We start from the raw sequence: 26,818 nt of genomic DNA on the forward strand, positions 1-26,818 counted from the left end.
ATTCCACTATCTTAAACTTATGATGAAAAAGAATCTTATCCTTTTTGTGAAAATTCTGGCAGCGCTGCTGATTTCGCTATTTCTGGTGGGAATGGTTGGGTTAGACCGTTTGTCGCGCCACCCCATTGTTATTACAAAAGAATCAGGATTGGCAAAATACATTCCCAAGGAAGTTCGGTTCGATCAGGCCATTTTAAAGACTGAGGGATTTTACGTTTTCCCCACCCTGGAACTCAGCAATTTTTATTTCAAAAATGATACCCTGGAACTAGAGAGCCCCTTGGTTCGATTTACCTGGCGGTTTTTAGATGTTTTGATGTTTAAGTTTAACCCCATGGCTGTTTACACGGAAAAGCCTTCCATAAAGATTTCAGCGGTTCAGGATATAGGACCGTCTCAATCCCTGGCGGACAGAATAAAAACGGGGCTGGAAGTTATTCCCCTAAAATACCTTGAAATTCAACAGGGCCATCTGGAACTTGAACAGGCTGACAAGCCCCCAGTCCTTGTCAATAATCTGAATCTATCTGTTCTTAAATACATTACAAAAACTCTTTCTAGTATTCAGGGAGAAGTTATTGTTCAAGAGAAACTTGTAACGGTAGAAGGAAGTCTAGAGTTCAACCACCTAACCCAGTCTCTCTCAGGTACTTTAAAGGCAGACAAGATTCACTTGGGGCTGCTACCTTTGGACCCTAAGATCATAGAATTTTATCCGTATGAGGGCGCCCTTGAGGTGACGTTTGATTTTTCTCTTTTTTCAGAAACTCTTTCTTTTGATGGGAAAGCAAATCTGAAAACAAATGAAACTGAAACCATGACCCTGTTGGCCAAGGGTAATTGGGAAAGTAAAAACCAGGTCCTGTTTTTAGATATAAATACACCAACTTTAAAAGCCCAAGAGCTTTCCAAATTCTGGTATCCATCCCTAGAGAATATCCGGGGGTGGATCTTAAAGAATGTGCCCCAGGGAAATGTGAAGGATTTGCGCATTCAGCTTACCCTAGCCCTGCCAGAAAATGCCCCTGTCCAAGTTCAGAATCTTCAGGGGTCTTTAAGTCTAGATTCCGCCATTCTTTCTTATACAGATGATCTTCCTCCATTAAACAATCTAAGCGGCACGGTGCAGTTTGATTTAAATCAGGTGAGGGCCTTTATACATCACGCCATGATTCGGGACCTAGAAATTCATGATTCATCCGTAAGATTATTGGACTTTGACAAAGAGTTTATGAGATTAGAACTGACGCTAAAACTTAGAAAAAGTCTGGAATCATTGCTGTGGTTTCTAAAACATCCGCCGCTCCAATCTATTTTGAAAAATTTGGTTCAAAAGGGCACTGGGCAAGTTGAGGGAAATCTTTCTTTGATCCTGCCCCTGAAGAAAGATCTGGCTGTTGCCGATGTTAAAACCCACGGCACCTTAGAATTTTCTGATACAAAATTGAATCTAAAACTAGAAGATAAATTTTTAAATCTAACCAAGTCTTTTTTGACCCTGAAATGGACAGAAGTCGATTTCCATGTTTCCGGCAAAACAATTATTGATAATTTTTTAGCCAATATTGATATCCACCGAAATTTTCATCCGGAAGGAAAAATCAAAGAAAGCGATATGATTGAAGGCATTGGGAACATAAAACCTCTGTTAGACTTTCTACCTGCTGATATGACCACGCACTTTGAAAGCTCAGGTAATGTTGAGTTAAATTATAAATCTCAAGAGAACTTAGAAGGCCTAAGGCATACAGATGTTAAAGTAAATTTTAAAGATGCCACTTTTTCTTTACCCTTTTTAGGATGGCAAAAGAAAAAGAATCAAGCCGGTTTATTGGATCTTTCCTATGCTACCCAAAATGGAACCCTAAAGAAAATTAATAAAATGAATCTGAAATCTAAAAACTTAGATATTCAGGGAAAATTATCTTTCAATGATGGGGGGCAGATCACGTCCTTTGCGCTGTCTCCCTTTACCTTTAACCAATCAAAGGGAGTTCTAAAAGGCACCCGTAAGAAAGATCATTGGGCCATTTATGCCCAGTTTCCCTATCTACACGGGGGTGCTTTGCTTCCTGGCCTAAAAGCCTATTTCAAGAAGCCTTCAACCTCTACCGATTCCTATGGGTTAACCCTTTCGATTACCAATTTATTTTTGTCTCACAACATACTGGTCCCCAATTTCAAATGTTCCTTACAAAGCGCAAAAGGAAGCCTAAATAATCTTAATATCGCAGGGGGTAAAGAAGGTGAGCTGATCAAAATATTCTATGGAAAAGACGGTAAGAATACGAAATTTCTGGCCAACATCCAACAGTTAGAGCCTTTGTTAAAGGGTCTGCAATTAAGCAATAAAATTAAAGGAAGAAATCTTAAAATTGATGCCACCCAACTATCTAGCGATTCAAAAAATCCCTTAGAAGGTTCTTTCTCAGTTGATGAAATTTATGTGAAAGATGCCCCCATTTTAGCCAATATTTTAAGTCTTATTTCCGTGGAAAGTTTGGTAAGTCAGCTGAAAGGGGATGGTCTGTTGTTCAAAGATAACGCAGGAAAATTCAGATACAGAAATAAGATTCTTATATTAGAAGAAGCAAAAATGATGAATTCATCTATTGGGATTACGGCCAAAGGGCATATTAATTTTAAAGACAACCACATAGATCTGGATGGTGTTTTGGTGCCCGCCAATTTCTTTAATCAGATTCTGGGGAAAATTCCTTTAATTGGCCAACTATTGTCAGGCGAAAAAGATCAGGGATTAGTATCCATGTCGTATTGGGTCAAGGGTGATTTAAACAACCCCAAAGTGCGCAGCAACCCCCTAAGTTTACTGGCCCCAAATTTTATACGAAATTTGTTCCAGGGTATTACCCATAAAAGATCAGAAGAAGAAATGACTATAGAAGAAAAGTTTTTTGCTTCTGAACCTGAAATACAGCAATAGAAACTGTTTGGGCTACATTTAGGGTGGTAAATTTTTTACTGGTAGGTAACTTTATTAACACATCGCAGTTTTCTTTTGTCAGCCTGCGAAGGCCTTCTCCCTCGGCTCCGAATAGCAAAGCAACCCGGCCGGAAATCTCATAGGTTCCCAAAACATTTTTGCCTTCTTCCGCAAAACCATAACACCAAAAATTATGACCTTTCAAAAACTCTAAAGCTCGGGACAGGTTCATGACCCGCAACACTGGAACTTGTTCTAAAGCGCCTGAGGCAACCTTGGCAATGGTTCCCTCAAAATCGGGGGAATGATGCTCAGGCACAATTAAGGCATCCACCTGGAAGGCCGCACAAGATCTTAGAATAGCCCCTAAGTTTTGCGGATCTGTAACTTGATCTAACACAACAACGCACGCTTCTTCACCCAGAGAATCCACAATATCTTCCAAGGATAAATCTTCCAGGGCCGATGTTTCCAACACAACCCCCTGATGAACAGCTCCCTTAGAAATCATCGTCGCTAAGGTTTTATCATCCGTAATTTTATAGGGAACATGGGATAAAAATTTTGAAAAAGCCCCCTGGGATTTTTCAGTCAGCCATAACCTTTTATGATCCCGTCGGGAGTTGTTTAAAGCCGCTAAAACTGCGTGGGTTCCATAAATAGAAATTATTTTTTTGCTCATAAAGTTTCAACGCACATTATATTGGTGGTACCGGGCGTCCCAAAGGGGACTCCACAGGTTATAATGATTGGTGTTAAAGAGGGCAAGAACTTTAAGTCTTTTGCCACTTTTTTAGCCATTACAATCATTTCATCCAGATCTTCCACATGGGGAATCAAACAAGGATAAACACCCCAAACAAGGTTTAAATAGCGCGCCACGTTTTCGTCTGTTGTCATGGCTAAAATGGCGCTAGGAGGTCGTTTGTGGGCGGTGCGAATAGCCGTTCCCCCCGTTGCCGTATAGGTTACGATAAGGGGGCTTTTTATATCTTGGGCTATTTTCTTGGCGGACGCCGTAACCCCATCAGAAACAGAAGAGTGCTCCAGGGGGGGTGAAAAAGTTTCCAGGCTTTTGCTAAAGGAGGCATCATCCTCAACGGACTGAATAATGCGATGGAGCATTTCTATGGCCTCAAGGGGGTATTTACCCGAGGCAGATTCTGCTGAGAGCATAACCGCATCTGCCCCCTCGTAAACAGCCGTTGCTACGTCAGAGGCCTCAGCCCTTGTGGGGACAGGGGCATAAATCATGGATTCAAGCATTTGGGTTGCCACAATTACGGGTTTTCCTTGTCGACGACACTCTTGAATAATTTTTCGCTGTAAAATGGGTACATGCTCTGGAGGGCACTCGACCCCCAAATCACCACGAGCTACCATGATGCCATCGGCCAATTCTATAATTTCAGCCAAGGATTGTAAGGCCTGGGGCTTTTCTATTTTCGCCATAACCTTAAAAGGTTTTGCCAAAAGATTTTTTAGGGTTTGCAGGTCTTCTGGCTTTTGCACAAAAGATAGGGCTACCCAGTCGATGGGTTGGTTTGACAAAAATTTTAAATCCTCTTGATCTTTCTGGGTAAAGGCAGAAATTTTCAAAAGCGTATTAGGGATATTCACCCCTTTTTTATTAGAAAGAATACCCCCCACCACAACCTTAGTTTTTAAAGAAGTTGGGGTCACTTGGGTCACTTCCAATTTCAGCTTGCCATCATCTAATAGCAAAAAATTTCCTGGGGACAAGGATGTATGTAAATCTAAATGACACGGAAAAAAGACTCGTTTTTCATTTCCCAAACTATCTTCGGAATCCAACACAAAAGTTTGGCCTTCTTTCAAGGTAATAGATCCTTGTTCAAAGTCACCAATGCGGAGTTTTGGGCCCTGAAAATCAGCCAAAATAGCTACAAATATTTTGGTGGTTTTTTCAGCTTGCCGAATCCACTGAATATTTTGGGCATGTTGATCATGGGTTCCATGGGAAAAATTCAGCCGGAAAACATTGACGCCCGCTTCAATCATTTTGGTAATCATGGGCAAGGACGAACTGCTGGGCCCCAAGGTTGCCACAATTTTAACTTTGCGTAAGGACTGCTGTGAAATCATTTGCTTAGTTTATATCAAGTTTTAGAAATAATCGAGGTCTCATTTCTATCTGAACCTGTGCATACACATTTTCTTAAGTGTTGTCCTCGGACTTGATCCAGGGATCCAAATGGGGTTGTGTTAGAGCAATAATGTCTTCAGTTTTTCATAAACCCCAATGGGGCCGGCAACTAGATTTGAAACCTCATGACCGGAAACGTCATAAGACAAGGTTCCCCGACTTTCTTCAACAATAACTTTTCCAGCAGATACATCCCAAACTTTCAAGTTATCTTCAAAGTATCCGTCCGTCCGTCCTGCAGCCACATAAGCCAAGCTAAGAGCTGAAGAACCCAGGCAGCGCACAATAGCATGATGCCCAAGTAAAATTTCTAAACGAGCCAACGCTTTTTTTTGGGCTGCCTCATTCCCATGGGTTCCCGTGATGACTAAGCTTTCCTTTAAGTCTTTGCGACTTGATGCCTGCAGTCGTTGAGAATTCAGGAAGGCACCTTTACCTTTTTCGGCCCAGAACATTTCGTCCAGCAAGGGATCAAAAATAACACCCGCGGTCAGCACGCCTTTGTGTTCATAAGCAATCGACACGCAAAAGCCAGGAAGGCCATGCAGAAAATTTGTGGTTCCGTCCAAGGGGTCAACAATCCAGCGATGGTCTGGTTCTGTTCCTTCCTGAATACCGCTTTCTTCCATAAGATAGCTATACCCCGGCCGTGCTTTTTCTAGAATAATCTGAATGGTTTTTTCAGCTTTTCTATCAGCCGTTGAAACGAAATCTTTGGGCCCCTTGCGATCAATTTGGAGTTTTTCAATTTCGCCAAAATCTTTGACCAGTCCCCGCCCTGCTTTAAAGGCGGCTTCAATCATCACGTTCAAAATGGCCGATTGGGTAAGGATGCGTTCTCTAAACATTAGTCTTTGGCTTTTTCGACGTAAGTGCCATCTGCCGTATTCACGACAACACGCACGCCCGATTCAATATGAGGAGGAACCATAACCCGAAGACCATTTTCTAATATAGCTGGCTTATAGGAAGAAGAAGCTGTTTGCCCCTTTACAACCGGATCAGCCTCAACAATTTTCATAACAACAGTTTCGGGCAATTCCACACCAACTGGTTCACTTTCATAGCTAATAATTTTGACAATCATGCTTTCTTGCAAATAGTCTGCAGCGCCACCAATAAAATCTTTTGTCAGTCCCACTTGGTCATAAGATTGCACATTCATGAATGTATAAGTATCGCCCTCAGCAAATAAGAACTGATACTCTTCTTCATCCATATGAACCCGTTCAACGGTTTCGCTAGAGCGGAAACGTTCGTTCAATTTTGTGCCGGTTTTTATATCTTTAAGTTCAACCTGTAAGTAAGCGCCACCCTTTCCTGGCTGAGTATGCATAGTTTTTACAGCAACCCACAGACGGTTTTTATGCTCAATCACATTACCAATTTTTATACTGTTTCCTGAAATTTTCATTTACTTGCCCTTATAAATACGAATCATCTCATCTATCAGACTTAAGGCTTCTTGTCGAGGCCTTTGAAATAAATTCCTGCCAATGATAGACCCAAAGCCGCCCCCTTTTTTGACATCATGAACTTCTTCCAACAGTTCCTTATCTGTCTTTTTGGCACCCCCAGAGAAAATCACCATTCGGCGCCCCGCAAAGCAAGATTTCACAACATACTCAATACGATCTTCCAAAGTTTTGTAAGGAATTTTTCCAGCAATCAAAGCTTGGCGATCAACTTCCTTTTCCAGATGGTCTGTAGGGATTTTAACTTTAACAATGTGGGCGCCCAGCAAACAGGCCATATGGGCCCCATAGCTAACCACGTCAAGGCCCGTTTCCCCGGCTGAAGACATATTCCCCCGGGGGTAGGACCAGATAATCACAAAAAGCCCCTTAGATTTCGCTTCTGCAATAAGATCTTTCATTTTTTCAATCATTTCATAGGTATGATCAGAGCCTGGATAAATGGTGAATCCAATGCCGCTGCACCCTAAGCGGACGGCATCATCTACACAGGCCGTAATCGCTTGATTGGGTTCGCCCGCAACCAAGCTATTGCCGCTATTCATTTTTAAAATGGTGGGAATCTTATCAGCGAAAGTTTTTGCGCCCGATTCTAACAACCCCAAGGGCGCCGCAAAGCCGGAAAGGCCGGCGTCAATAGCCAGTTGAAAATGATAATGAGGATCATAAGCGGCGTGGTTCACAGCAAAGCTGCGGCTGGGGCCATGTTCAAAACCTTGATCCACGGCCAGTACAATCAATTTCCCCGATCCCCCTAGTTTGCCATGGGACAACAGCTTCGCCAAATTGGCCCTGGTGGCTGCAGAGTCACTTTCGTAGTGGGCTAAAATCGAATCAATTGTGTGGGGCATGTCTCGAGTCTACTTTTTTCGGCGAATCAAATCAATAAGTCTTGCAATGGTCTCGCTTAAATCTTTTCGATGAACAACCATATCAACCATTCCATGGTCGCGCAGATACTCAGCCGTTTGAAACCCTGCTGGTAATTTTTCCCGAATCGTTTCCTGAATAACACGAGCCCCTGTAAAGCCAATTGTGGCCCCGGGTTCAGCAATCGCAATATCACCTAACATCGCAAAAGAGGCTGAAACCCCTCCTGTTGTAGGATCTGTTAGCAACAAGAATAAAGGCAGGTGAGCTTCCCGAACCAACTGCACTGCAATAGTTGTGCGAACCATTTGCATCAAGGCAAGCACCCCTTCCTGCATACGGGCACCTCCAGATGCGGGCACAATGATCAGAGGAAAATTCATTTTAATAGCCAGTTCGGCTGCAGCAACAAGTCCTTCACCAACCGCCATGCCCATAGACCCACCCATGAAAGAAAAATCAAAAGCTGCCACAACAGCAGACTTCTTGCCAATTGATCCATGAGCCACCAAAATCGCATCATCCCGATTTGTTTTGTCTCGATAGGCTTTTAGACGATCTGTATATTTCTTCGAATCTTTAAACTTTAGAGGATCTGTCGGGACAGAGGGCAGGGTGATGAGAGTATAGATGCCTTCATCAAATAAATAATCCAACCTCTTTTTGCCATCTAATCTGAAGTGATAGTTGCAATAATGGCAGACAAACAGGTTTGTTTCCAAATCCCGATGAAACAACATTTGCTCGCAAGAGGAACACTTCTGCCATAGGTTGTCAGAAATTTCCGGTTTTTTATCGGCGGTCAATCGTTGTAATTTTGGCCGAACGTAATCTGTGATCCAATTCATAAGCTCTTTCTTATCAAAATTCTGGCAAACTCGCAAGTTTTGAAAAAACTTTCCTACCACAGAATATCTAAAAAGATAGATTTTCTGGGCAATTTATGATTAAATAAAAAATCGTATTATAAAAATTTAGGAGGAAGTTCTGGAGGCCCTACCAAATTCTTTTTGGCAAATTCTGTACTTTTTAAGTGCAGCTATTGTGGTATCTGTTGTTTGTAACAAGCTGCGGGTTACTTCTGTCTTGGGCTATCTTTTTATTGGATTGATTCTGGGGCCCCACGTATTGGGGGTTTTTTCTGATATTGAGGCCTCAAAAAACATTGCTGAACTTGGGGTTGTTTTTCTGTTATTTACCATTGGTCTAGAATTACCTTGGGACAAACTTCAGGAACTTAAACGTTATATTTTAAAGATGGGAAGCTTACAGGTTTTATTAACCTCGACCTTGTTCGGGGCTATTGCTCATTATTGTGGTGCTGACCTTACGACCTCTATTTTGATTGGAATTGCCCTTTCTTTTTCTTCCACCGCTGTTGTTTTGCAAATTCTGTCTGATCAAAAGGAATTGACCACTCGGTATGGGCGCATGTCTTTTTCCGTTCTTTTGTTTCAAGATTTTGTTGTCATCATTTTGCTTGCCTGGATGACCATGCTGAAAGATAGTAGCTCATCTTTCTTATACTTGTTGGGGTGGTCTGTCTTTAAAGTCTTTCTTGTGTTCCTTTGTCTAGTTGTGTTTGGGCGATTTTTTCTGAGACCATTTTATCGGCTAGTGGCATCAGTGGGCAGTTCTGATTTATTTTTTGCAGTTACAATCTTCATTATTTTGGCCATCAGCTTCGCGACAGAAAGTGCTGGCCTTTCTTTAGGGCTTGGCGCTTTTTTTGCGGGATTACTGCTGGCTGAAACCGAATATAAACACCAAATTGAAGCTGATATAAAACCTTTCCGCTCTTTACTACTAGGCCTGTTTTTCATGATGGTGGGGATGAGTTTAAATCCCGAGATTATGTTGAAAGATTCGTCTTTGGTGGGCGGTATTTTTGTGGTCATGATTTTAGCCAAGGCTTCTATTTTGCTTGTCACCTGCATGGTCATGCGCATTAGTGTTAAAACCAGCATTCGGTTTGCTTTGTTATTGGCAGGGGGAAGCGAGTTCGTTTTCATTTTGATGAAACAAGCCCAATCCACAGGAATTGTAAGCGATGAGCTGGCCCAAATTATTTATCTGAATGTGGTTTTAAGCATGATGGTGACGCCTCTTCTTTCTTGGGTTGGAAACTTTATTAGTGGGCGTATAGGTCGAGAAATGGGATTTGCTTTAAAGGCGGCGGAAGAAGAATCTCAAGATTTGAAAAACCATGTGATTATTGTTGGGTTCGGGGCGGTGGGAGAAACCGTCCACAATTTGTTAACAAGGCGTTTGATTCCTCATGTTATCGTTGACCTAAATGTTGCACGGGTTGCCCTGGGACATAAGAAAAAATTCCCCATATTTTATGGAGATGCTAGAAAGATAGAAGTTTTTCAAGCCTTCAGAGCAGATAAAGCAAAGGCTGTTGTTGTAAGTTCTGATGACTTTACATTTTCTTCTCGTCTAGTCATTACTTTAAAAAGATACTATCCTAAGTTAAGAATTTTGGTGCGTGTTCAGGGGGCCCAAGATGCCCTTAAACTAAAAGCCCTGGGGGCAGAACCGATTGTGCCGGAAATTTTCGCACCTAGTTTCCAATTAGCTTCAGCTGTTTTTGAAAGTTTTGGCATGAGCCAACAGGAAGTTGACTCGATCATTGAAAAATATCGCCAAAGTTTGGGAAAAAAAGAACTACAGGTTCTTGAGCAAAATTAAATATTTAAGAAAAATAATATCAACGAAGTTTTAAAAGTGATATAAAAGGTCTCATGAAAATATTATTTTATGAATTGAATGAAGTTCCTTGGCGTCTTGTAGATCATTATATTAAGCAACACCCAAAATCAAACCTTGCAGACCTACTGAACCATTCTTTACAACTGACCACTGTTACTAAAGATTCAGGAGAACTTCATCCTTGGAGTACCTGGCCAACTGTTCACAGAGGGGTTTACAATGACACCCATGATATTCGTTTTTTGAATCAGGAAATTAAAACTTCTTATTTACCCTATTGGCGTATTTTGGCCCAAGAAAATATTAATGTTGGGGTTTTTGGCAGTTTGCAGTCGTGGCCAATTCCCAAAGATGAAAACTATGCTTTCTACGTGCCTGATACTTTTGCCCCAGATTCCCAAACTTATCCGAAATATCTTAGTTTATTTCAAGCATTCAATTTAGCTCAAACAGCTCGGGATGGGGGAAGTACACCGAAAAAAGTGCCTTTATCTCTTAATTTATTAAAGGATTTGGTTGAATTGACGGCTCGGGGAATTACCTTTAGATCTTTAATGACAGTTGGAAATCAGTTATTGAGGGAAAAATTGAATCCTTTGGTAAAAGCACGTAGATCTATTTTTCAGTCGCCTCTCGCTTTTGACTTTTTTTATCAGCTTATCCAACGAACAAGACCTCATTTTGCAACCTTCTTTAGCAACCATGCGGCAGGGATGATGCATCGGTATTGGAAGTACACCTTTCCAGAAGATTTCGGCTATACCTTGAAAGGAAAAGAGGACGAGTTAAAACGGGATCACCTAACCCAAGCCATGAATATTACGGACTACCAGATCGGCAAACTAAAAAAATTTGCAGATGACTATGGGTATGTTCTGATGATTGGTTCTAGTATGGGACAAGAAGCTATTGATCGGGGCGATTATGTTGGTGAATTGCGTTTGGAAGAATTTGACAAGTTTTATAAGACACTCGGCTACAAAAAACCCATTAAAAACAATTTGGCTATGCAGCCCGATTTTGCTTTTTCTTTCAACAAAAAAGAAGATCTGAAAGATTTTAAAGCCTGTGTGTCTGAATTAAAAACAGTAGATAAAAAATCCTTATTTACTTTGAAAGAATCAGGGCTGACTTTGAATTGTAATTTGCAGAGTTCTCCCGAATTAGTGTTATCAGGGGTTGTAATGTACGAAGGTAAAAGAATCCCCTTCCGGGATCTTGGTATTATTATTGAAGTGCGCGATCAGGGAACGGCCTACCACTGTCCTGAAGGAATCTGGATTGTGTACTCTAAGGGCCTTAAGAAGGATCAATCTCGGACTCGGGTAGAATCTATCAAAGTTGCCCCAACTATTCTAAAGATGTTTGGCATCAAAAGCCCGGACTATATGATCCCTGCAGAAAAAACTGTTGTGGATAGGGTAAGGGGTTAGGACAAAGATTTAGCAAAGTATTTTTCCAGAGCTTCCTGCCAAGGAAGAACAAGGACATCTCCAATTTTTTTTGCCCTTGGTTCTTGTGAAATACAAATAGCCTCACTGTGATCTATCTCTTTCACAGTACACAAAATTTTCTTTCCTGGTCTTTCGACAATAAGATCTATTTCCACATCATCTTTCGTTCTAAGATAGGAAAATTTATATTCAGGATAAAAGTAGCCGGCCATTTCCGGAGTATAGTCTATTTTTTGAAACTTCTTTTTTGATGTTTTTCTTGTCCAAAGGCTTTTGAATCTTTATGATCCATCAAAAGGATTAAAACAATGAATTCACAATTACCAAATGCTATCCGGGCTCTTAGCATGGATGCCGTCGAGCGTGCACAGTCGGGACATCCTGGTCTTCCTATGGGAATGGCTGACGTGGCAACGGTTCTATTCTCAAAACATTTGAAATTTATGGCTAGTGATCCTCATTGGCCCGATCGAGATCGGTTTGTGCTTTCTGCTGGTCATGGATCCATGCTTTTGTATAGCTTGTTGTATCTGACGGGGTATAAAGATATGACCCTGGATCAATTAAAAAACTTTCGCCAAAAAGATAGCAAAACCGCTGGACATCCAGAGTATGGTTATGCTGATGGGATTGAAACCACAACGGGGCCCCTGGGGCAGGGAATTGCTAATGGGGTTGGAATGGCGCTGGCTGAAAGCATTTTGCGCACCCGCCATGGGTCAGAAACAGTCAATCATTATACTTATGTTTTGGCAGGGGATGGTTGTTTGATGGAGGGGATCTCCCAAGAAGCCATTTCTCTGGCTGGGCATTTAAAACTTTCCCACCTCACAGTTCTTTTTGATGATAATCATATTACCATTGATGGGCCTACTTCTCTTTCCACATCTGAAAATCACTTGAAGCGGTTTGAGGCTTGTGGATGGGCTGTAAAAGCCATTGATGGACACAAGGCAGATGAAATTGATGCAGCCCTTGCCTGGGCTAAAACCGTTGATCAACCCGTCCTTATTGCCTGTCTAACAACTATTGGTTATGGCGCCCCTACTAAGGGTGGATCTGAAAAAGTGCATGGGTCTCCTCTAGGTGCAGATGAAATTAAAAAAGCCCGGGAATTTTTAGGGTGGCCCTATGGCCCCTTCGAAATACCCGAGTCTATTTTGAGTGAGTGGCGCGGTTTTGGAAGCAGGTCTAAAGAAGTTCATGCAGATTGGAAAAATCGCAATAAAAACACAAAACTTTCTGCCGAATTACCGACTAATCTTTGGGAAACAATCCACAAATTTTGTCAGCAAATTGAACTATCAAAACCCAAGATTGCCACCCGAAAAAGCTCAGAACTTGTTCTGGAGCAATTGACGGAAATTTTGCCCAATTTGTTAGGGGGTTCTGCCGATCTAACGGGGTCTAATAACACAAAAACTGCTGCCATGCAGCCCATCAATCCCCAGGATCACCGAGGCAATTATATTTATTACGGTATTCGAGAGCATGCCATGGCAGCTGTGATGAATGGTTTGGCCTTGCATGGAGAGTTCATTCCCTATGGAGGAACTTTCTTGGTCTTTACAGATTATTGCCGCCCAGCCATTCGTTTGTCGGCTCTGATGGAACAGAGGGTTATTTATGTTATGACCCACGATTCTATTGGTTTGGGGGAAGATGGTCCCACTCATCAACCAGTTGAACATTTAGCCAGCTTGCGGTGTATTCCCAACCTACATGTGTTTAGACCAGCGGATACTATTGAAACGGCGGAGTGCTGGTTCTTAGCTTTGACAGCAAGCAAAAATCCATCTCTACTTGCTTTATCGCGTCAGAATTTGCCCACCATCCGGCAAGCGTTCCAAGAAAACTTGTGTGCTAAGGGAGGATATGTTTTGCAAGACCACGCCGAAGCGGAATTTACCCTGATTGCTACGGGGTCAGAGGTTTCTTTAGCATTAGATGTGGCAGCTGAATTGAACAAAAGAAACATTCTTGCTCGCGTTGTTTCCATGCCTTGCCGAGAGCTATTCAGTCAGCAATCTCATGCCTATCAACAAACAGTTTTGGGCCAAGGAAAACGAGTTTTTATTGAAGCTGCTTCAAAGGAAAGCTGGTACAAGTATGCGCGTTCCACAGATTTAATTTTTGGAATGGCAACTTTTGGAATGTCAGCCCCTGCGGAAGATGTTTTTGATCATTTTGGGTTTACTGTTGAAAAAATAAGCTCTACCATTATAGAAAGTTTGAAGGAGGTGTCCGATGAAAAAAATTAAAATTGCGATTAATGGATTTGGTCGTATTGGGCGTCTTGTATTGCGCGCTATCTATGAATCTCATCATGAAAACATTGAAGTTGTGGCGGTGAATGATCTGACAGACGTCAAAACAAATGCTCACCTTTTCAAGTATGACAGCGTGCATGGTTGTTTTGCGGGCACGGTGGATCATGACCAAGAAAATCTGATTATTAAAGGCCAAAAGATTCAGGTTTTTTCAGAAATGAACCCGGAAAATATTCCCTGGAAGAAGCTGGGGGTTCAAGTGGTCATGGAATGTTCTGGAAAATTTACAGATCGGGAAAAGGCAGAACTTCATCTGAAAGCCGGCGCTGAAAAAGTTCTGATTTCTGCCCCTGCCAAAGGGGAAGATAAAACTATTGTTTATGGAGTAAACCATCACACTTTAACGGCTAAAGATAGGATTGTTTCAAATGCTTCTTGCACCACTAACTGTTTGGCGCCCGTTGCCTTTATTTTGGACCGAGAATTTGGCATCGAAAAAGGGTACATGACAACTATTCACTCTTATACAGGAGATCAACGTTTGATTGATACGGCCCATCAAGATTTGCGACGCGCCCGGGCAGCCGCTTTATCTATGATTCCAACCTCAACAGGAGCGGCAAAGGCTTTGGGTCTTGTTTTGCCCCATCTAAAAGGGAAATTGGACGGAACAGCGATCCGAGTTCCCACATCCAATGTGTCTATTGTAGATTTAACCTTTGTTTCCAGCCGCCCTACAACGGCAGAAGAAATCAATAAGGCCATGGAAAAAGCCGCAAGATCAGAACTCAAAGGAATTCTGGATGCAGTGAATCTGCCTCTTGTATCGATTGATTTTAACCATAATGCCCATAGCTCTAATTTTGATTTGACTCAAACTGCCGTAGTAGATGGCAATTTCTGTCGTATTTTATCTTGGTATGATAACGAATGGGGTTTTTCTAACAGAATGTTGGACACAGCCCTGATCATGGCTCGTTTAACCCATGGGTAAGACTATTGCCCAAAACCGTCGAGCCCGCTTCGACTATTTTATTGAGGAAAACCTTGAGGCTGGTCTTGTCTTGTTTGGCAGCGAAATTAAATCAATTCGACAAGGAAAAGTTACTATTAATGAAGCTTATGCAGGAGAACGAGATGGGGCCATTTACCTTTTAAATTCCCATATTTCTGAATACACAGGGGCAAATCGCTTTAATCATGAGCCCACAAGACCCCGCAAGCTTTTGTTACACAAACGTCAGCAAAATAAACTGTTGGGGGCTATTAAACGCAAAGGCATTACTCTGGTTCCCTTGAGCCTTTATTTCAATGCAAAGGGTTTGGTAAAATTAGATTTAGGTATTGCAAAAGGTAAAAAACAACATGACAAACGGGCAACAGAAAAAGAGAGAGACTGGAGTCGCGAAAAAGCCAAAATCATGAAGGATGGATAGAAGAAAATTAAGGAGGGCCCTGTGAAAAAAATTTTAACTCTTTTTATATTAACTTTAGGGATTTTTCCTTGCGCACAAGCTGTCACTTCTGATGAGGGTTTTGAGACCTATAGCCCCCCTTTTAATCCCTCAGGTTTTCTTTTGGCAGAGACTCCGTATAAGCATACAAGTGATCACAAACAAGAATTTCCAACAAAAATTCCCTTGAGAAAAAAAATTCTTAAACCAGCTCCGAAAGAGCTCCTAAGAGAGGATCATTATGTAGTTCCTTCGACCTATAATGAGATTATTGAGAATATGCAACATGTCGATCGTTCTATTGCTGCAAAAAAACTTAATTCCGTAGCCGCCACAGACCTAGAAGAAATTTGTGACGAAATGGATCGCTTAGCCAAATTAGCGATGAAAAAAATTGAGATTATGAATCCCACAGAACGGAACAGGGTTTTTAACAAAATAGACGCTTCAACCAAATCAGCTGTAGATGCAGTTATTAGAAAAAAACCTCATCTTTCAAAAGAACGTGAAGATTTTACCTTGTACTGCGTGTTTATTTCTAGACAATTAAGAGACACTACTCATACCCCTCTTGATGATGAGGGGAAAATTAATCGCTTGATTTGGTGGGACTTGGGACGAAAGCCATTTCTATAAAAATTACTCTCCATTCCGGAATGGTTGCATTTTTTTTACTGGCTGGTAAAGTGTGAACATGATGTTAACAGCAGATATTCGTCAAACTTTTTTAAAGTTCTTTGAGAGAAATGGACACAAAGTTGTGCCCTCAAGTCCTTTGATTCCCCATAATGATCCCTCTCTTTTGTTCACAAATTCAGGGATGGTGCAGTTTAAAAACTATTTTACGGGCCAAGAAAAGGCTCCCTTTGCAACAGCCACTACAGCGCAGAAATGCTTGCGGGCAGGGGGCAAACATAATGATCTAGAAAACGTGGGATATACAGCCCGCCACCATACGTTTTTCGAAATGCTCGGGAATTTTTCTTTTGGAGATTACTTTAAGGAAGAGGCAATTTCCTATGCCTGGACTCTACTCACCAAAGAATTTAAATTAGATCCCACCAAGCTTTATGTGACCGTTTATGCAGATGACCACGAAGCAGCGGCCATTTGGAAAAAGATCACTAACTTTCCAGATCATAAAATTATTTCCATCAGCACTACAGATAATTTTTGGTCCATGGGTGATACAGGTCCTTGCGGCCCCTGTTCTGAAATTTTTTATGACCACGGAGAACACATTCCTGGGGGGCTTCCTGGAACGCCTGATCAGGATGGAGACCGATTCGTTGAGATTTGGAATTTAGTGTTCATGCAGTTTGAGCAGCATAAGGATGGATCCCAAACAAAACTGCCCCGCCCCTGTGTAGATACGGGTATGGGGATAGAGCGCATTGCCGCTATTTTGCAGGGTGTTCATAACAACTATGATACGGATATCCTGAAAGCCATCGTTGAGGATGTGGCGCTTAAAACGGGTGCACCCTTGACGGATCAAAACCTTATTTCTGAACGAGTCATTGCTGACCACTTACGGTCTTCCAGCTTTTTAATTGCAGATGGCATTTTACCCTCTAACGAAGGCCGCGGCTATGTACTGCGTCGCATCATGCGTCGGGCTATGCGTCATGCTCACCTTTTGGGGGCAAAGGAACCTTTGATGCATAAAATTGTTCCTGTCCTTTTGGATAAAATGGGCGGGGCTTATCCAGAACTCAACCGGGCAAAAGACTTGATTCAATCTACCCTTAAATTAGAGGAAGAACGCTTCAGCGAAACTTTGAGTCGGGGTCTTAAAATACTTTCAGAAGAAATTTCGAAACATGAAGGCTCATCAACTTTTTCAGGCCATGCGGCTTTCAAATTATACGACACTTTTGGATTCCCTTTGGATTTAACAGAAGATATCTTGAAGTCACATAAAATGGTTGTAAATCATGATGAGTTCCTTGAGGCTATGGAACAACAAAAAGCTTTGGCACGCACTTCATGGGTAGGATCTGGGGAAGAAAATACGGATGCAGCCTGGTTTGAAGTGCTCGAAAAACATGGGCCCACAGATTTCTTAGGATATCAAACGGATTTTGCGGAAGGGTCCATTTTAGAGTTGATGAAGGACGGTCATTTTGTAGGGGAAGTTCGCGAAAATGAAACGGCCTATCTTTTGACAAGCCAGACTCCTTTTTACGGAGAATCCGGTGGCCAATTGGGTGACATGGGTGCTCTTAAGGGACCTCATGGCATTGCGCTGGTTGTGAATACATTTAAAAAAGCAGGCAAGCTTTATGTCCATGAAATAAAAGTGGCTGAGGGCATGCTGCGGGTCAATGACCCCGTTCAAATGTTGATTGATTCAGACCGTCGGCAAAAGCTGCGGGCCAACCACTCGGCAACTCACTTGCTCCATGCGGCTTTGCAGATTCAGCTGGGAACATCTGTTGTGCAAAAGGGGTCTTTGGTGGCCCCCGATCGTTTCCGTTTTGACTTCAGCTATCCCCAAGCCCTTGGCAAAGCGGCTTTAATGATTTTAGAGCGAGAAGTAAATGCTCAGATTCGGAAAAACTCCCCCGTATTGACTTTAATTTCAACTCCAGAAGAAGCTATCCAAGGGGGTGCGCAAGCTCTGTTTGGCGAGAAATATGGGGAAGAAGTTCGAGTAGTCGCCATCGGGGAAGATGATCATACGGCCTATTCAAAAGAACTATGTGGGGGAACCCACGTTGCCCGAACCGGTGATATTGGATTCTTTAAGATTATTGGCGAATCGAGTGTTTCAGCTGGTGTTCGCCGATTAGAAGCTGTCACAGGTATTGGGGCAGAAGATTATGTGGCTGAGATAGAAAGCATTGTTTATACCTCGTGTGACTTACTGAAGAGTCCTTTGAAACAAATGCTTCATCGACTGATGCAGGTTATAGAAGACAAAAGAAAGATGGAAAAAGAAGTAGACCATCTTAAAAAACAGTCTTCACTTTCCGTCAAAGGGGGGGAAGAACTTTATGAAACCAAGCATGGTCCCTTGTTCCACGTAAAGGCTGATGGGCTTTCAGCCAAGGATTTAAAACCCTTGATGGATACCCTGAAAAATCGTCTAAAATCTGGAATCGTGTTTTTGACTTCTGTTAATGGCAGTAAAGTATCAGCCCTTGTAGGGGTAACAGAAGATCTTCTTTCTGCCTTGGACGCCCGTATTTTGATTCAATCCATTAGCCATGCCCTGGAATCTAAAGGTGGCGGCGGCAGGCCAGATCTAGCCCAATGTGGGGGCGACAAACCCGAACTGATTCCTGTGGCGCTGGAAGTGTTGAAACAGTTTTAAGGTATAAAACCCATCTTTTTTGAGGGCGCAACGCAAGAGGTAAGGCGTGAGCCCTCGGGTCACGCCTGAGGAAAGCAATGACGGGATAATCAGTTATTTCTTGCGTTCCAGAAGCCTTGCTCGTAAAATGACGTCTGTATGTGGGTATCATCAAAAAAATGGATTTATCAGAACGAACTTTCAAGAAATGGCGGCCTAACAAATCCTATTTGTTAATTGCCTTTTTAGTTTCTGTCGTTGGGGGATGGTTTCTTTTCGGGGCGTCTTCTCATAAGAAAAAACTGGTCCTTACGACCCAACACCAACAAGCAGAATCTTCTTCCTCGTCACCCCTTCAAAAGGTGCGTACCCAGAATTTCTTAGCAGCTGTTTACCCTATTTCCGTACATCTAAGTGGCCAAACAATGGCTTCTCAAACCGATGAAATCTCATCTCAATTGGATGGCAGAATTGAAAAAATTATAACCCCTAAAGGAAAATTTGTTTCCCAGGGAACCCCCCTTATTCAATTAAAAGCACAAGATTTTTTTCACAAAAGAGACACGGCCAAAGCCCAGTTAAAGCTTAGGGAGATGCAGCTGAATACGGTATCCAAACTTTATGCCAAAAATTATAGCTCACCCATTTCACTGGCCCAAGCAAACGCTAATTTTGAGGAAGCTAACCAAGCCCTAAAAAAGGCGCAACTGGACTGTGATCGGTTGATCATTCGCGCCCCCTTTGATGGGGTTGTGAATCATTACAGCGTTGAGGAAAATGGGGCGGTGAGCATAGCCAAAACCCTGGGCCAATTTGTGAACCTAAACCCCCTGCGGGTGAAAGTGTTTATTAATGAACAAACTTTCCAACATGTTCGTCAGGGACAAAAAGCCGAAGTTCTGCTGTCTAACCAACAAACAATTCAGGGGGTTGTAAGCTTTCTATCGGTCATTGCGGATGATGCAACAAAAACATTTAAGATGGAAATTGCGATCCCTAACCCTCGGTACGAATTGCCGGTAGGGATGACGGCAACGGTGAAACTGGAGCTCAAAGATCAAAAGCTTCATAAAATAAGCCCCGCCTATTTGACCTTGTCGGAAGCGGGAACTTTGGGTGCAAAAACTTTAACGTTTGGCAAAGCTAAATTCATGCCAGTTAAAGTGGTCGACTCAACAGCAGACCATGTCTTGGTTGCTGGATTGCCCCCTGAAGTCACATTGATTACTTTGGGGCAAGAAACTGTTAAAGATGGGGAATCTGTCACCCCAGTTTTTGAAGATACTTTGTCCGAGCCCCCTCATGCTTAGCCTGATTGAAATTGCCTTAAAGCATAGCCGAACTGTTTTGTTGCTTTTCGGGTTTTTGGTGTTGGCAGGGTTTGTGAGTTATCTGACGATCCCAAAAGAATCAAGCCCGGATGTGCCCATTCCTATTGTCTATGTCGTCATTACCCATGCAGGTATTTCGCCCGAAGATGGGGAGCGGTTGCTTCTGAAACCTACCGAGCAAGAACTGCAAAGTATTGGGGGCGTTAAAGAAATTAAGTCAACAGCTTATGAAGGTTATGCCGTTGTTTATGTGGAATTTCATACGGGTGTTGATTTAGCCAAAAGCCTGACAGAGGTACGCGACAAAATAAATTTTGCCAAGGCTAAGTACCCTGTGGGAACCGATGATCCCTTGGTTAAAGAAGTGAATGTGAGTCTGTTTCCCGTCTTAAATGTTGAACTTTCTGGGGATGTACCCGAACGGTTTTTGTATGAGGCTGGCAAAAAAATTCAGGATGATATCAAAGGAATCAGTAACGTTCTAGATGCCAAGCTGGTGGGAGATAGAGCTGAGGCCATTGAGGTTTTGATTAGTCCTCTAAAACTGCAGTCTTATGGAATATCGGCCCAAGAAATTATGGAATCATTTGCCAGAAATAACCTGATGGTCCCGAGCAGCGTTATGAATGTGGGGGCAGGCAGTTTTTCTTTAAAGACTCCGGGCTTAGTGAAAGATCGACAACAGTTTTTTAATTTTCCTGTCAGGGCAACAGCCAATTCTGTGGTGCAGTTGCAAGACATAGCAGAGATTCGAAGATCTTATCGCACGCAACAAAACCTGGCCCGCTCCTGGGGGCAATCCACCGTTAGCATTGAAGTATCGAAACGCATTGGGCAAAACATCATTGAAACAATTGAAAAGGTCAGGGCAACCGTTGATAAGGATATCAGCGCACTTAAGGGGGCCATAAAAGTAAACTATTCTCAAGATGCCTCTCAACGAATTAAAGATATGTTGAAAGAGCTGCAAAATAATATTCTGATGGCCATCTTCCTGGTGATGTTAGTCATTATTGCCAGCTTGGGTTGGCGGTCAGCTTTATTGGTGGGGCTTGCAGTCCCCGTGTCTTTTTTGTCAGCCATCTTTTTCATGGGCCTTTGTGGGATGACTTTGAACATGGTTGTGTTATTTAGCCTAATTTTATCGGTTGGTATGTTGGTGGATGGTGCCATCATTGTGGTTGAATATGCGGATAGGAAAATGGCCACAGGGATGGACAGAAAAACCGCTTATCACCATGCGGCAATTCGCATGGCCTGGCCCGTTATTTCTTCTATTGCAACAATTGTTGTTGTCTTTTTGCCCCTGTTGTTTTGGCCTGGGGTCATGGGTCAGTTCATGAAATATTTGCCTATTACCTTAATGGCGACTCTGACTATGTCTTTGCTTGTAGCCTTGATTTTGGTGCCCGTTCTGGGGGGAATGGTGGCTAAATTAGATGGGGCTGATAAAAAGCATATTCAGGATTTAGCAGCCATGGAAACTGAACCCTTGACCGACATAAAGGGTTTCACTGGTTTCTATGTGTGCTTTACCAATAAGCTTCTTAATTATCCGGGACGCGTTTTGCTTGGGGCTGTGATGGTCTTGGTTTTAGTGATTAACCTTTATGGAAAATTTGGCAGTGGGGTGCAATTTTTCCCCAATGTTGAACCGGATGTAGCGTCTTTTTTGGTGCACGCCCGAGGGAATTTTTCTTTGGATGAAAAAGATCGCATTGTGCGGTTAGCAGAACAAAAATTGTTAAATCATAAGGAATTTAAAAGTATTTATACGCGTGTGGGGATGGCAGAGACTCAGAATGCTGCTGACGTAATTGGTACCCTGACCGTTGAGTTTATTGACTGGCAACTGCGCAGACCCGCCCAGGAAATCTTGGATCAGGTTTCGAAAGAAATGAATGTGATCCCTGGGGCCAGCGTTGAAGTTCGAAAAGAAAGTTCGGGTCCTTCCCAAGGAAAAAATATTCAGATCAATGTGATGTCAGCCGATTACGATCTGATTGAACCAGAAGTTAGGAAGCTGCGTACCTATTTAGATCAAATGTCCGGGCTGCAAGATGTGGAAGATAGCCGCCCCATCCCTGGTATTCAATGGCAAATAGATGTGGATCGACTAGAGGCAGCTAAATATAAAGCGAACGTGGCTGCGGTCAGCAATATGATTCAAATGGTGGGAGATGGATTAAAGATAAGCACATTCCAGCCCGTAGATAGCCGAGACGAGATTGACGTGATTGTCAGATTCCCCGCAGAATATCGGACTCTTAATTATCTAGATGCTTTACGTATTTCAACCACTGAGGGTTCAATCCCCCTAAGTCACTTCATTAAAAAGAAACCAAAACAACGGGTAGATCATATTGACCGAACTGATGGAAAGCCTGTTTTGCGGGTCCTGGCCAATACAAAACCAGGTGTTCTGACAGATACTAAAGTGAAGGAAATAAAAGCATGGATCGAAAAAAAACCTCCCTCTAAAGGGGTTGAAATTCGTTTTAAGGGGGAAGAGGCCGATAAGCAAGAAACCCAAGCCTTTTTATTAAAGGCTTTTGCCGTGGCCCTGTTTTTAATTCTGGTTATTTTGGTGACCCAGTTTGACAGCTTTTTTAGCGCGATGCTGGTGCTTAGTGCGGTTGTCTTGTCAACCATTGGGGTGTTCCTGGGGCTGCTGATTATGAAACAACCCTTTGGTATTGTGATGGGCGGTATTGGGGTCATCGCCTTGGCGGGAATTATTGTCAGTAACAATATTATTTTTATTGATACTTTTGATGTTCTGGTGAAGGAAGGAACCAATGTGCGGGAAGCTATTTTGCGCACAGGGGCTCTTCGCCTACGTCCGATTTTTCTAACAAAAATTACCTGTGTATTGGGGTTGTTGCCCATTATGGCTCGTATGGATATTGACTTTCTAACGGGCGCCATCACTGTAGGTGCCCCCTCAAGCGCCTGGTGGGTGCAGCTTTCAACCGCTATTGTTTACGGGGTTTCCTTTGCGTCAATGATTACACTGATTGTGACGCCGTGTGCGCTGATGATGCGAGAAAATTGGAACAGACGGAAAACTAGAAAGAACGGAGAATTAAAATGGCCAAAAAAATAGCCCCCATTCATCCCGGGGAAATTCTTTGGGAAGACTTTATGCAACCTCTTGGATTATCAAGTGCCGAGCTTGCTCGAAAATTGGGAGTTCCAGCTAAAAGGATGTCTCAAATACTTCAGGGCAAAAGAAATATAACTGTTGATACGGCCCTAAGATTTGAACGCTTTTTTGGAGTGGGGGCCAATACCCGGATGAATTTACAACAGCGCTATGATCTGGAGTTTGGCAAAGATCAATTGTGGGCGCAGATTAAAAAAACCGTTAAACCTAAGCAAGCTGCATAGAACTTATACCAAATCAAACAAATCGCTTGCTGCTTTTGCAAAATATTTTTAATATCCCCACAGTTTTATTTATCAGAAAGTTTTGAACTATGAAAATTATTCGTTCAGTTTTGTCCGTTGGCGGGTTCACTGTTTTAAGCCGTATCACCGGGTTTGTACGGGAAACCCTACAAGCTCACTATATTGGCGTTAACGTGGTTAGTGACGCCATTGGGATTGCCATCAAGGTTCCCAGCTTGTTTCGACGCATCTTTGCTGAAGGGGCTTTTAATGCCTCATTCGTGCCCATGTTCTCGGGCGTTCTGGCTACCGAGGGGCGCAAGGAAGCCCTGAACTTTGCCCAAAACATTTTTTCTCTTTTATGTTTCGTGCTTTTAGGTCTGACCATTGTTGTTGAACTGCTGTTACCTAATTTAATTCCCATGCTTTTTCGTGGTTTGGGTCAAACCCCAGAACGGCTTCTATTAACCATCGAATTTTCAAAAATAACTTTTCCCTTTTTATTCTTCATTTCTCTGACTGCTTTTTTTAGTGGTATTCTGAATTCTTTTGAACGATTTGTGGCAGCAGCGGCTTCCCCTGCAGCAGGAAACTTATTCATCATTGCCTGTATGCTTTACCTAAGCCCTACCGTCAAGTCAGCGGGATATGCCCTTGCTTGGGGTGTTTTGGGATGTGGGGTTGTTCAGTTTCTGTGGGTCTTTGTGCCTTGCAAGATGTCAGATATTTCAGTCAAAATTACCTGGCCCAAAATAACGCCTTCCCTAAGGAAATTTTTCAAAATCATGCTACCGGCTGCTCTGGGGTCTGGAGTTGTTCAGATTAATTTATTTTTAGATATTATGATTGCGTCTTATCTAAAGGTGGGCGGCATTTCCTATATGAACTATGCGGATCGCTTGGCCCAGTTGCCCCTTAGCGTTATTGGGGTGGCTATGAGCACAGTTCTGTTGCCAACCCTATCAAAACATTGGCGTAAAAAAGAATCCCAAAAAGCCCTTGAAACACAAACTATCGCTATTGAATCTTCTCTAGCGCTAGCAGTACCTGCTATGGTGGGACTGATCATGTTGGCGCCTTTTTTAATTGAACATTTATACCAACATGGGGAATTTAAAGCGTCTGATATTGCACCCACATCGCACACGCTAATGGCTTTAGCTTCCGGACTTCCGGCTTATATTTTGGTGAAATTATTTAGTACCGTCTTCTTTTCAAATGGTGATACCAAAACTCCCATGTGGATTGGTCTTGGATGTATGGCTTTGAATGTAGCCCTTAATCTGATTTTGATCGGGTCTATGGAATATGTGGGTTTGGCTTTATCAACAAGCGTTGCCTCGTGGACCCAAACTCTTCTGATGGGAACTATTTTAAGAAAAAGAAAAATGCTTGACCTAAAACATATCATCCAATCTTTTTGTCCGCGCTTATTTGTGAGTATCGGCCTTTTGATTTTGTATATTAAGTTTATAAACCCTTGGGTAGAATTGGCGTTGACCCGCATCACTGTTTCAAGTTGGATTCTGTTGCCGGGGGTCCTTGGGCTGGCTTTTGGGGTCTATATGTTGATTGCCTACGCCACAGGAACCTTTCATTTTGGGAAGATTCAGTCTAAACTCAACAGCATTAACTAGGAATTTTTATTCAATGAAACAAATTTTGTTTTTCACTTTGTTGTTGTCGATTGCCATGGGCCTTAAAGCCAAATCAATGCACGGCATTTCGAAATTAGAAGGAGATCTTAAATACAAGTCTTCTTTTACCCACTATGACTTTGTAAATCCTAAAGCGCCCAAACGGGGAAAGGTTACTATTGGAAAAGTGGGGACTTTTGAAAGCCTGAATCCTTGGATTGTTAAGGGCGTTGCGGAAGAAAAAGTATCCCTAACCCGGGCAACCCTTTTGGGCCGTTCACCGGAAGAATCTTTTTCTATGTATGGGGCTGTGGCAGAAAGTGTGGAAACCCCAAAAGATCGATCATGGATTATCTTTAATATCCGTCCTCAGGCCCGTTGGGAAACGAGAGATCCTATCACAGCTGATGATGTGATTTTTAGTTGGGAAACATGGTTAAAGGTGGGACAACCCTTTATGAAAACCTACTATTCAAAAGTTGAAAAAATGGAAAAGTTGGGGAATCTTAGGGTGAAAATGACCTTTAAAAAAGTATCCCCCCCTGACAAGGAAGTGCCCCTGATTTTATCTATGATGCCCTTGTTATCTAAGAAGGCTTATGAAGGGAAAGACTTAACCAAATTGACTCATCTTCCCCTTATTGGCAATGGGCCCTATCGCATTAAGTCTGTTGATTTTGGCCGATCTTTAGTTTTTGAACGAAACAAAGATTTTTGGGGAAAGGATCTTCCCGTCTATCAGGGACGATACAATTTTGATGAAATAAGGATTGATTATTACCGAGATGGGGCCTCAAAATTTGAAGCCTTTAAATCAGGAAAAATCGATTATATTGAGGAAGAAGATCCGCAAAAATGGGTGGAAGATTATCATTTTCCATCTTCTAAGCACATTGTTAAAGAAGAAATAACTCATAACCGGCCTGAGGGAATGACGGCCTTTGCCTTGAATACTCGCCGCGACTTTTTCCACGACATTCGGGTGCGGGAAGCTTTCAATCTTGCCTTTAATTTTGATTGGGTTAATAAGACTTGTTTCCAGGGTCAGTATACTCGACTGAATAGTTTTTTTGCCAACGGTGACTTTGCGGCAAAGGGTATGCCCAGCAAGGCAGAATTGAAGATCTTGAAAGCCTACAAAGACCAGTTGCCGGAATCGGTTTTTAAAGATATTGCCAATGCAACTCCAAAAATAATCGAAAGCACAGAAAGGCTGCATATAAAGGCGGCTCAAAAGCTTTTGAAAGAAGCCGGGTGGGTTTTGGAACAAGGAAAACTGGTTCATGAGAAAACAAAAAAACCTTTCATTGTAGAAATTATTATTGCAGATCCATTTTATGAAAAAGTGGCTTTAGGTCTTGTTCGGAATTTGAAATCTTTAGGAGTGGTCGTGAATCTTAAGCTTTTGGACGGGGCTCAATATGAACGACGGAAAGTGGATTTTGATTACGATATTTTATTTCATAATTGGTTTGCGGCAAAATCTCCAGGAAATGAGTTGATTAATTACGTGTCTTCGTCCTCAGCGGATACGCCCGGAAGCCGGAACTACCCAGGGATCAAGAACCCTGTGATTGATGCCCTGATTCCTAAAATTATTGCAGCTAAAACAAAGAAAGAGCTTGTGGTGTATGTGAACGCACTGGATAGAATTTTAATGGGCGAGTTCTATCTGATCCCCCTGGGGTATCTTAGCAAAGATATGATTGCCCACAAAAGCCGGTTGAAGCATCCTAAGCATACAGCCCATTTAGAATCTAGATTAGAGTCCTGGTGGACAGATTAAAAATCTGGGTTTTTTTTCCTTTTCCGT

Annotated in this window: 20 protein-coding genes; 13 read left to right on the forward strand and 7 right to left on the reverse strand. The window is 42.4% G+C overall.

Annotated elements, in window-relative coordinates; translation table 11 throughout:
* The first annotated feature begins 19 nt into the window (after window positions 1–19).
* Window positions 20–2,944, forward strand: a complete 2,925-nt coding sequence (locus tag WCG05_01945) for an AsmA-like C-terminal domain-containing protein (protein MEI8320757.1) — start codon at window positions 20–22, stop codon at window positions 2,942–2,944.
* Here WCG05_01945 and rlmB read toward each other — a convergent pair.
* The 6 genes from rlmB to accD all read right to left on the reverse strand — a co-directional run bounded on the left by rlmB (window position 2,898) and on the right by accD (window position 8,304).
* On the reverse strand, window positions 2,898–3,626 hold the full coding sequence (gene rlmB, locus WCG05_01950) for a 23S rRNA (guanosine(2251)-2'-O)-methyltransferase RlmB (protein ID MEI8320758.1): 729 nt from the start codon (window positions 3,624–3,626) through the stop codon (window positions 2,898–2,900). The genes WCG05_01945 and rlmB overlap by 47 nt on opposite strands.
* On the reverse strand, window positions 3,623–5,050 hold the full coding sequence (gene pyk, locus WCG05_01955) for a pyruvate kinase (GenBank protein MEI8320759.1): 1,428 nt from the start codon (window positions 5,048–5,050) through the stop codon (window positions 3,623–3,625). The genes rlmB and pyk overlap by 4 nt, the downstream gene beginning before the upstream one ends.
* Window positions 5,051–5,170: 120 nt before the next feature.
* Window positions 5,171–5,959: an inositol monophosphatase family protein gene (locus WCG05_01960; GenBank protein MEI8320760.1), complete on the reverse strand. Its 789-nt coding sequence runs from the start codon at window positions 5,957–5,959 to the stop codon at window positions 5,171–5,173.
* Window positions 5,959–6,525, reverse strand: a complete 567-nt coding sequence (gene efp, locus WCG05_01965) for an elongation factor P (GenBank protein MEI8320761.1) — start codon at window positions 6,523–6,525, stop codon at window positions 5,959–5,961. The genes WCG05_01960 and efp overlap by 1 nt, the downstream gene beginning before the upstream one ends.
* Window positions 6,526–7,437 carry a class I fructose-bisphosphate aldolase gene (locus WCG05_01970; protein MEI8320762.1) on the reverse strand — a complete coding sequence of 304 codons (912 nt, stop codon included), beginning with the start codon at window positions 7,435–7,437 and terminating at the stop codon, window positions 6,526–6,528.
* 9 nt (window positions 7,438–7,446) lie between these two features.
* Window positions 7,447–8,304, reverse strand: a complete 858-nt coding sequence (accD, locus tag WCG05_01975; GenBank protein MEI8320763.1) for an acetyl-CoA carboxylase, carboxyltransferase subunit beta — start codon at window positions 8,302–8,304, stop codon at window positions 7,447–7,449.
* Between the two features lie 172 nt (window positions 8,305–8,476).
* Between accD and WCG05_01980 the strand changes: the two genes are divergently transcribed.
* Both WCG05_01980 and WCG05_01985 read left to right on the forward strand, forming a co-directional pair.
* Window positions 8,477–10,150 carry a monovalent cation:proton antiporter-2 (CPA2) family protein gene (locus WCG05_01980; GenBank protein MEI8320764.1) on the forward strand — a complete coding sequence of 558 codons (1,674 nt, stop codon included), beginning with the start codon at window positions 8,477–8,479 and terminating at the stop codon, window positions 10,148–10,150.
* A 53-nt stretch (window positions 10,151–10,203) separates the two neighbouring features.
* Window positions 10,204–11,604, forward strand: a complete 1,401-nt coding sequence (locus WCG05_01985; protein MEI8320765.1) for a hypothetical protein — start codon at window positions 10,204–10,206, stop codon at window positions 11,602–11,604.
* Here the strand turns inward: WCG05_01985 and WCG05_01990 are convergent.
* A complete protein-coding gene (locus tag WCG05_01990; protein ID MEI8320766.1) occupies window positions 11,601–11,837 on the reverse strand; it encodes a hypothetical protein in 237 nt (78 codons plus the stop codon). The two genes, WCG05_01985 and WCG05_01990, sit on opposite strands and share 4 nt — an antisense overlap.
* Before the next feature lie 96 nt (window positions 11,838–11,933).
* On the opposite strand from WCG05_01990, the gene tkt reads away from it, so the two are divergent.
* The 10 genes from tkt (at window position 11,934) to WCG05_02040 (ending at window position 26,791) form a co-directional block, all read left to right on the forward strand.
* Entirely contained in the window at window positions 11,934–13,886 is a 1,953-nt protein-coding gene (gene tkt / locus WCG05_01995; GenBank protein MEI8320767.1) for a transketolase, read from the forward strand.
* Window positions 13,873–14,889 (forward strand): type I glyceraldehyde-3-phosphate dehydrogenase, encoded by a 1,017-nt coding sequence (gene gap, locus WCG05_02000; protein MEI8320768.1) that lies wholly within the window; start codon window positions 13,873–13,875, stop codon window positions 14,887–14,889. Before tkt ends, gap begins: the two co-directional genes overlap by 14 nt.
* Entirely contained in the window at window positions 14,882–15,331 is a 450-nt protein-coding gene (gene smpB, locus WCG05_02005) for an SsrA-binding protein SmpB (protein MEI8320769.1), read from the forward strand. The genes gap and smpB overlap by 8 nt, the downstream gene beginning before the upstream one ends.
* A 21-nt stretch (window positions 15,332–15,352) precedes the next feature.
* Entirely contained in the window at window positions 15,353–15,985 is a 633-nt protein-coding gene (locus tag WCG05_02010; GenBank protein ID MEI8320770.1) for a hypothetical protein, read from the forward strand.
* A gap of 58 nt (window positions 15,986–16,043) precedes the next feature.
* On the forward strand, window positions 16,044–18,668 hold the full coding sequence (alaS, locus tag WCG05_02015) for an alanine--tRNA ligase (protein MEI8320771.1): 2,625 nt from the start codon (window positions 16,044–16,046) through the stop codon (window positions 18,666–18,668).
* Between the two features lie 158 nt (window positions 18,669–18,826).
* Window positions 18,827–19,957 (forward strand): efflux RND transporter periplasmic adaptor subunit, encoded by a 1,131-nt coding sequence (locus WCG05_02020; protein MEI8320772.1) that lies wholly within the window; start codon window positions 18,827–18,829, stop codon window positions 19,955–19,957.
* Entirely contained in the window at window positions 19,950–23,084 is a 3,135-nt protein-coding gene (locus WCG05_02025; GenBank protein MEI8320773.1) for an efflux RND transporter permease subunit, read from the forward strand. The genes WCG05_02020 and WCG05_02025 overlap by 8 nt, the downstream gene beginning before the upstream one ends.
* Window positions 23,069–23,368 carry a HigA family addiction module antitoxin gene (locus WCG05_02030; GenBank protein ID MEI8320774.1) on the forward strand — a complete coding sequence of 100 codons (300 nt, stop codon included), beginning with the start codon at window positions 23,069–23,071 and terminating at the stop codon, window positions 23,366–23,368. The genes WCG05_02025 and WCG05_02030 overlap by 16 nt, the downstream gene beginning before the upstream one ends.
* 89 nt (window positions 23,369–23,457) lie before the next feature.
* Window positions 23,458–25,005, forward strand: a complete 1,548-nt coding sequence (gene murJ, locus WCG05_02035; protein ID MEI8320775.1) for a murein biosynthesis integral membrane protein MurJ — start codon at window positions 23,458–23,460, stop codon at window positions 25,003–25,005.
* Between the two features lie 13 nt (window positions 25,006–25,018).
* Entirely contained in the window at window positions 25,019–26,791 is a 1,773-nt protein-coding gene (locus WCG05_02040; protein MEI8320776.1) for an extracellular solute-binding protein, read from the forward strand.
* Window positions 26,792–26,818: the final 27 nt, after the last annotated feature.

Source organism: Alphaproteobacteria bacterium (genome assembly GCA_037146715.1).
GTDB lineage: Bacteria > Pseudomonadota > Alphaproteobacteria > UBA7879 > UBA5542 > JBAWWO01.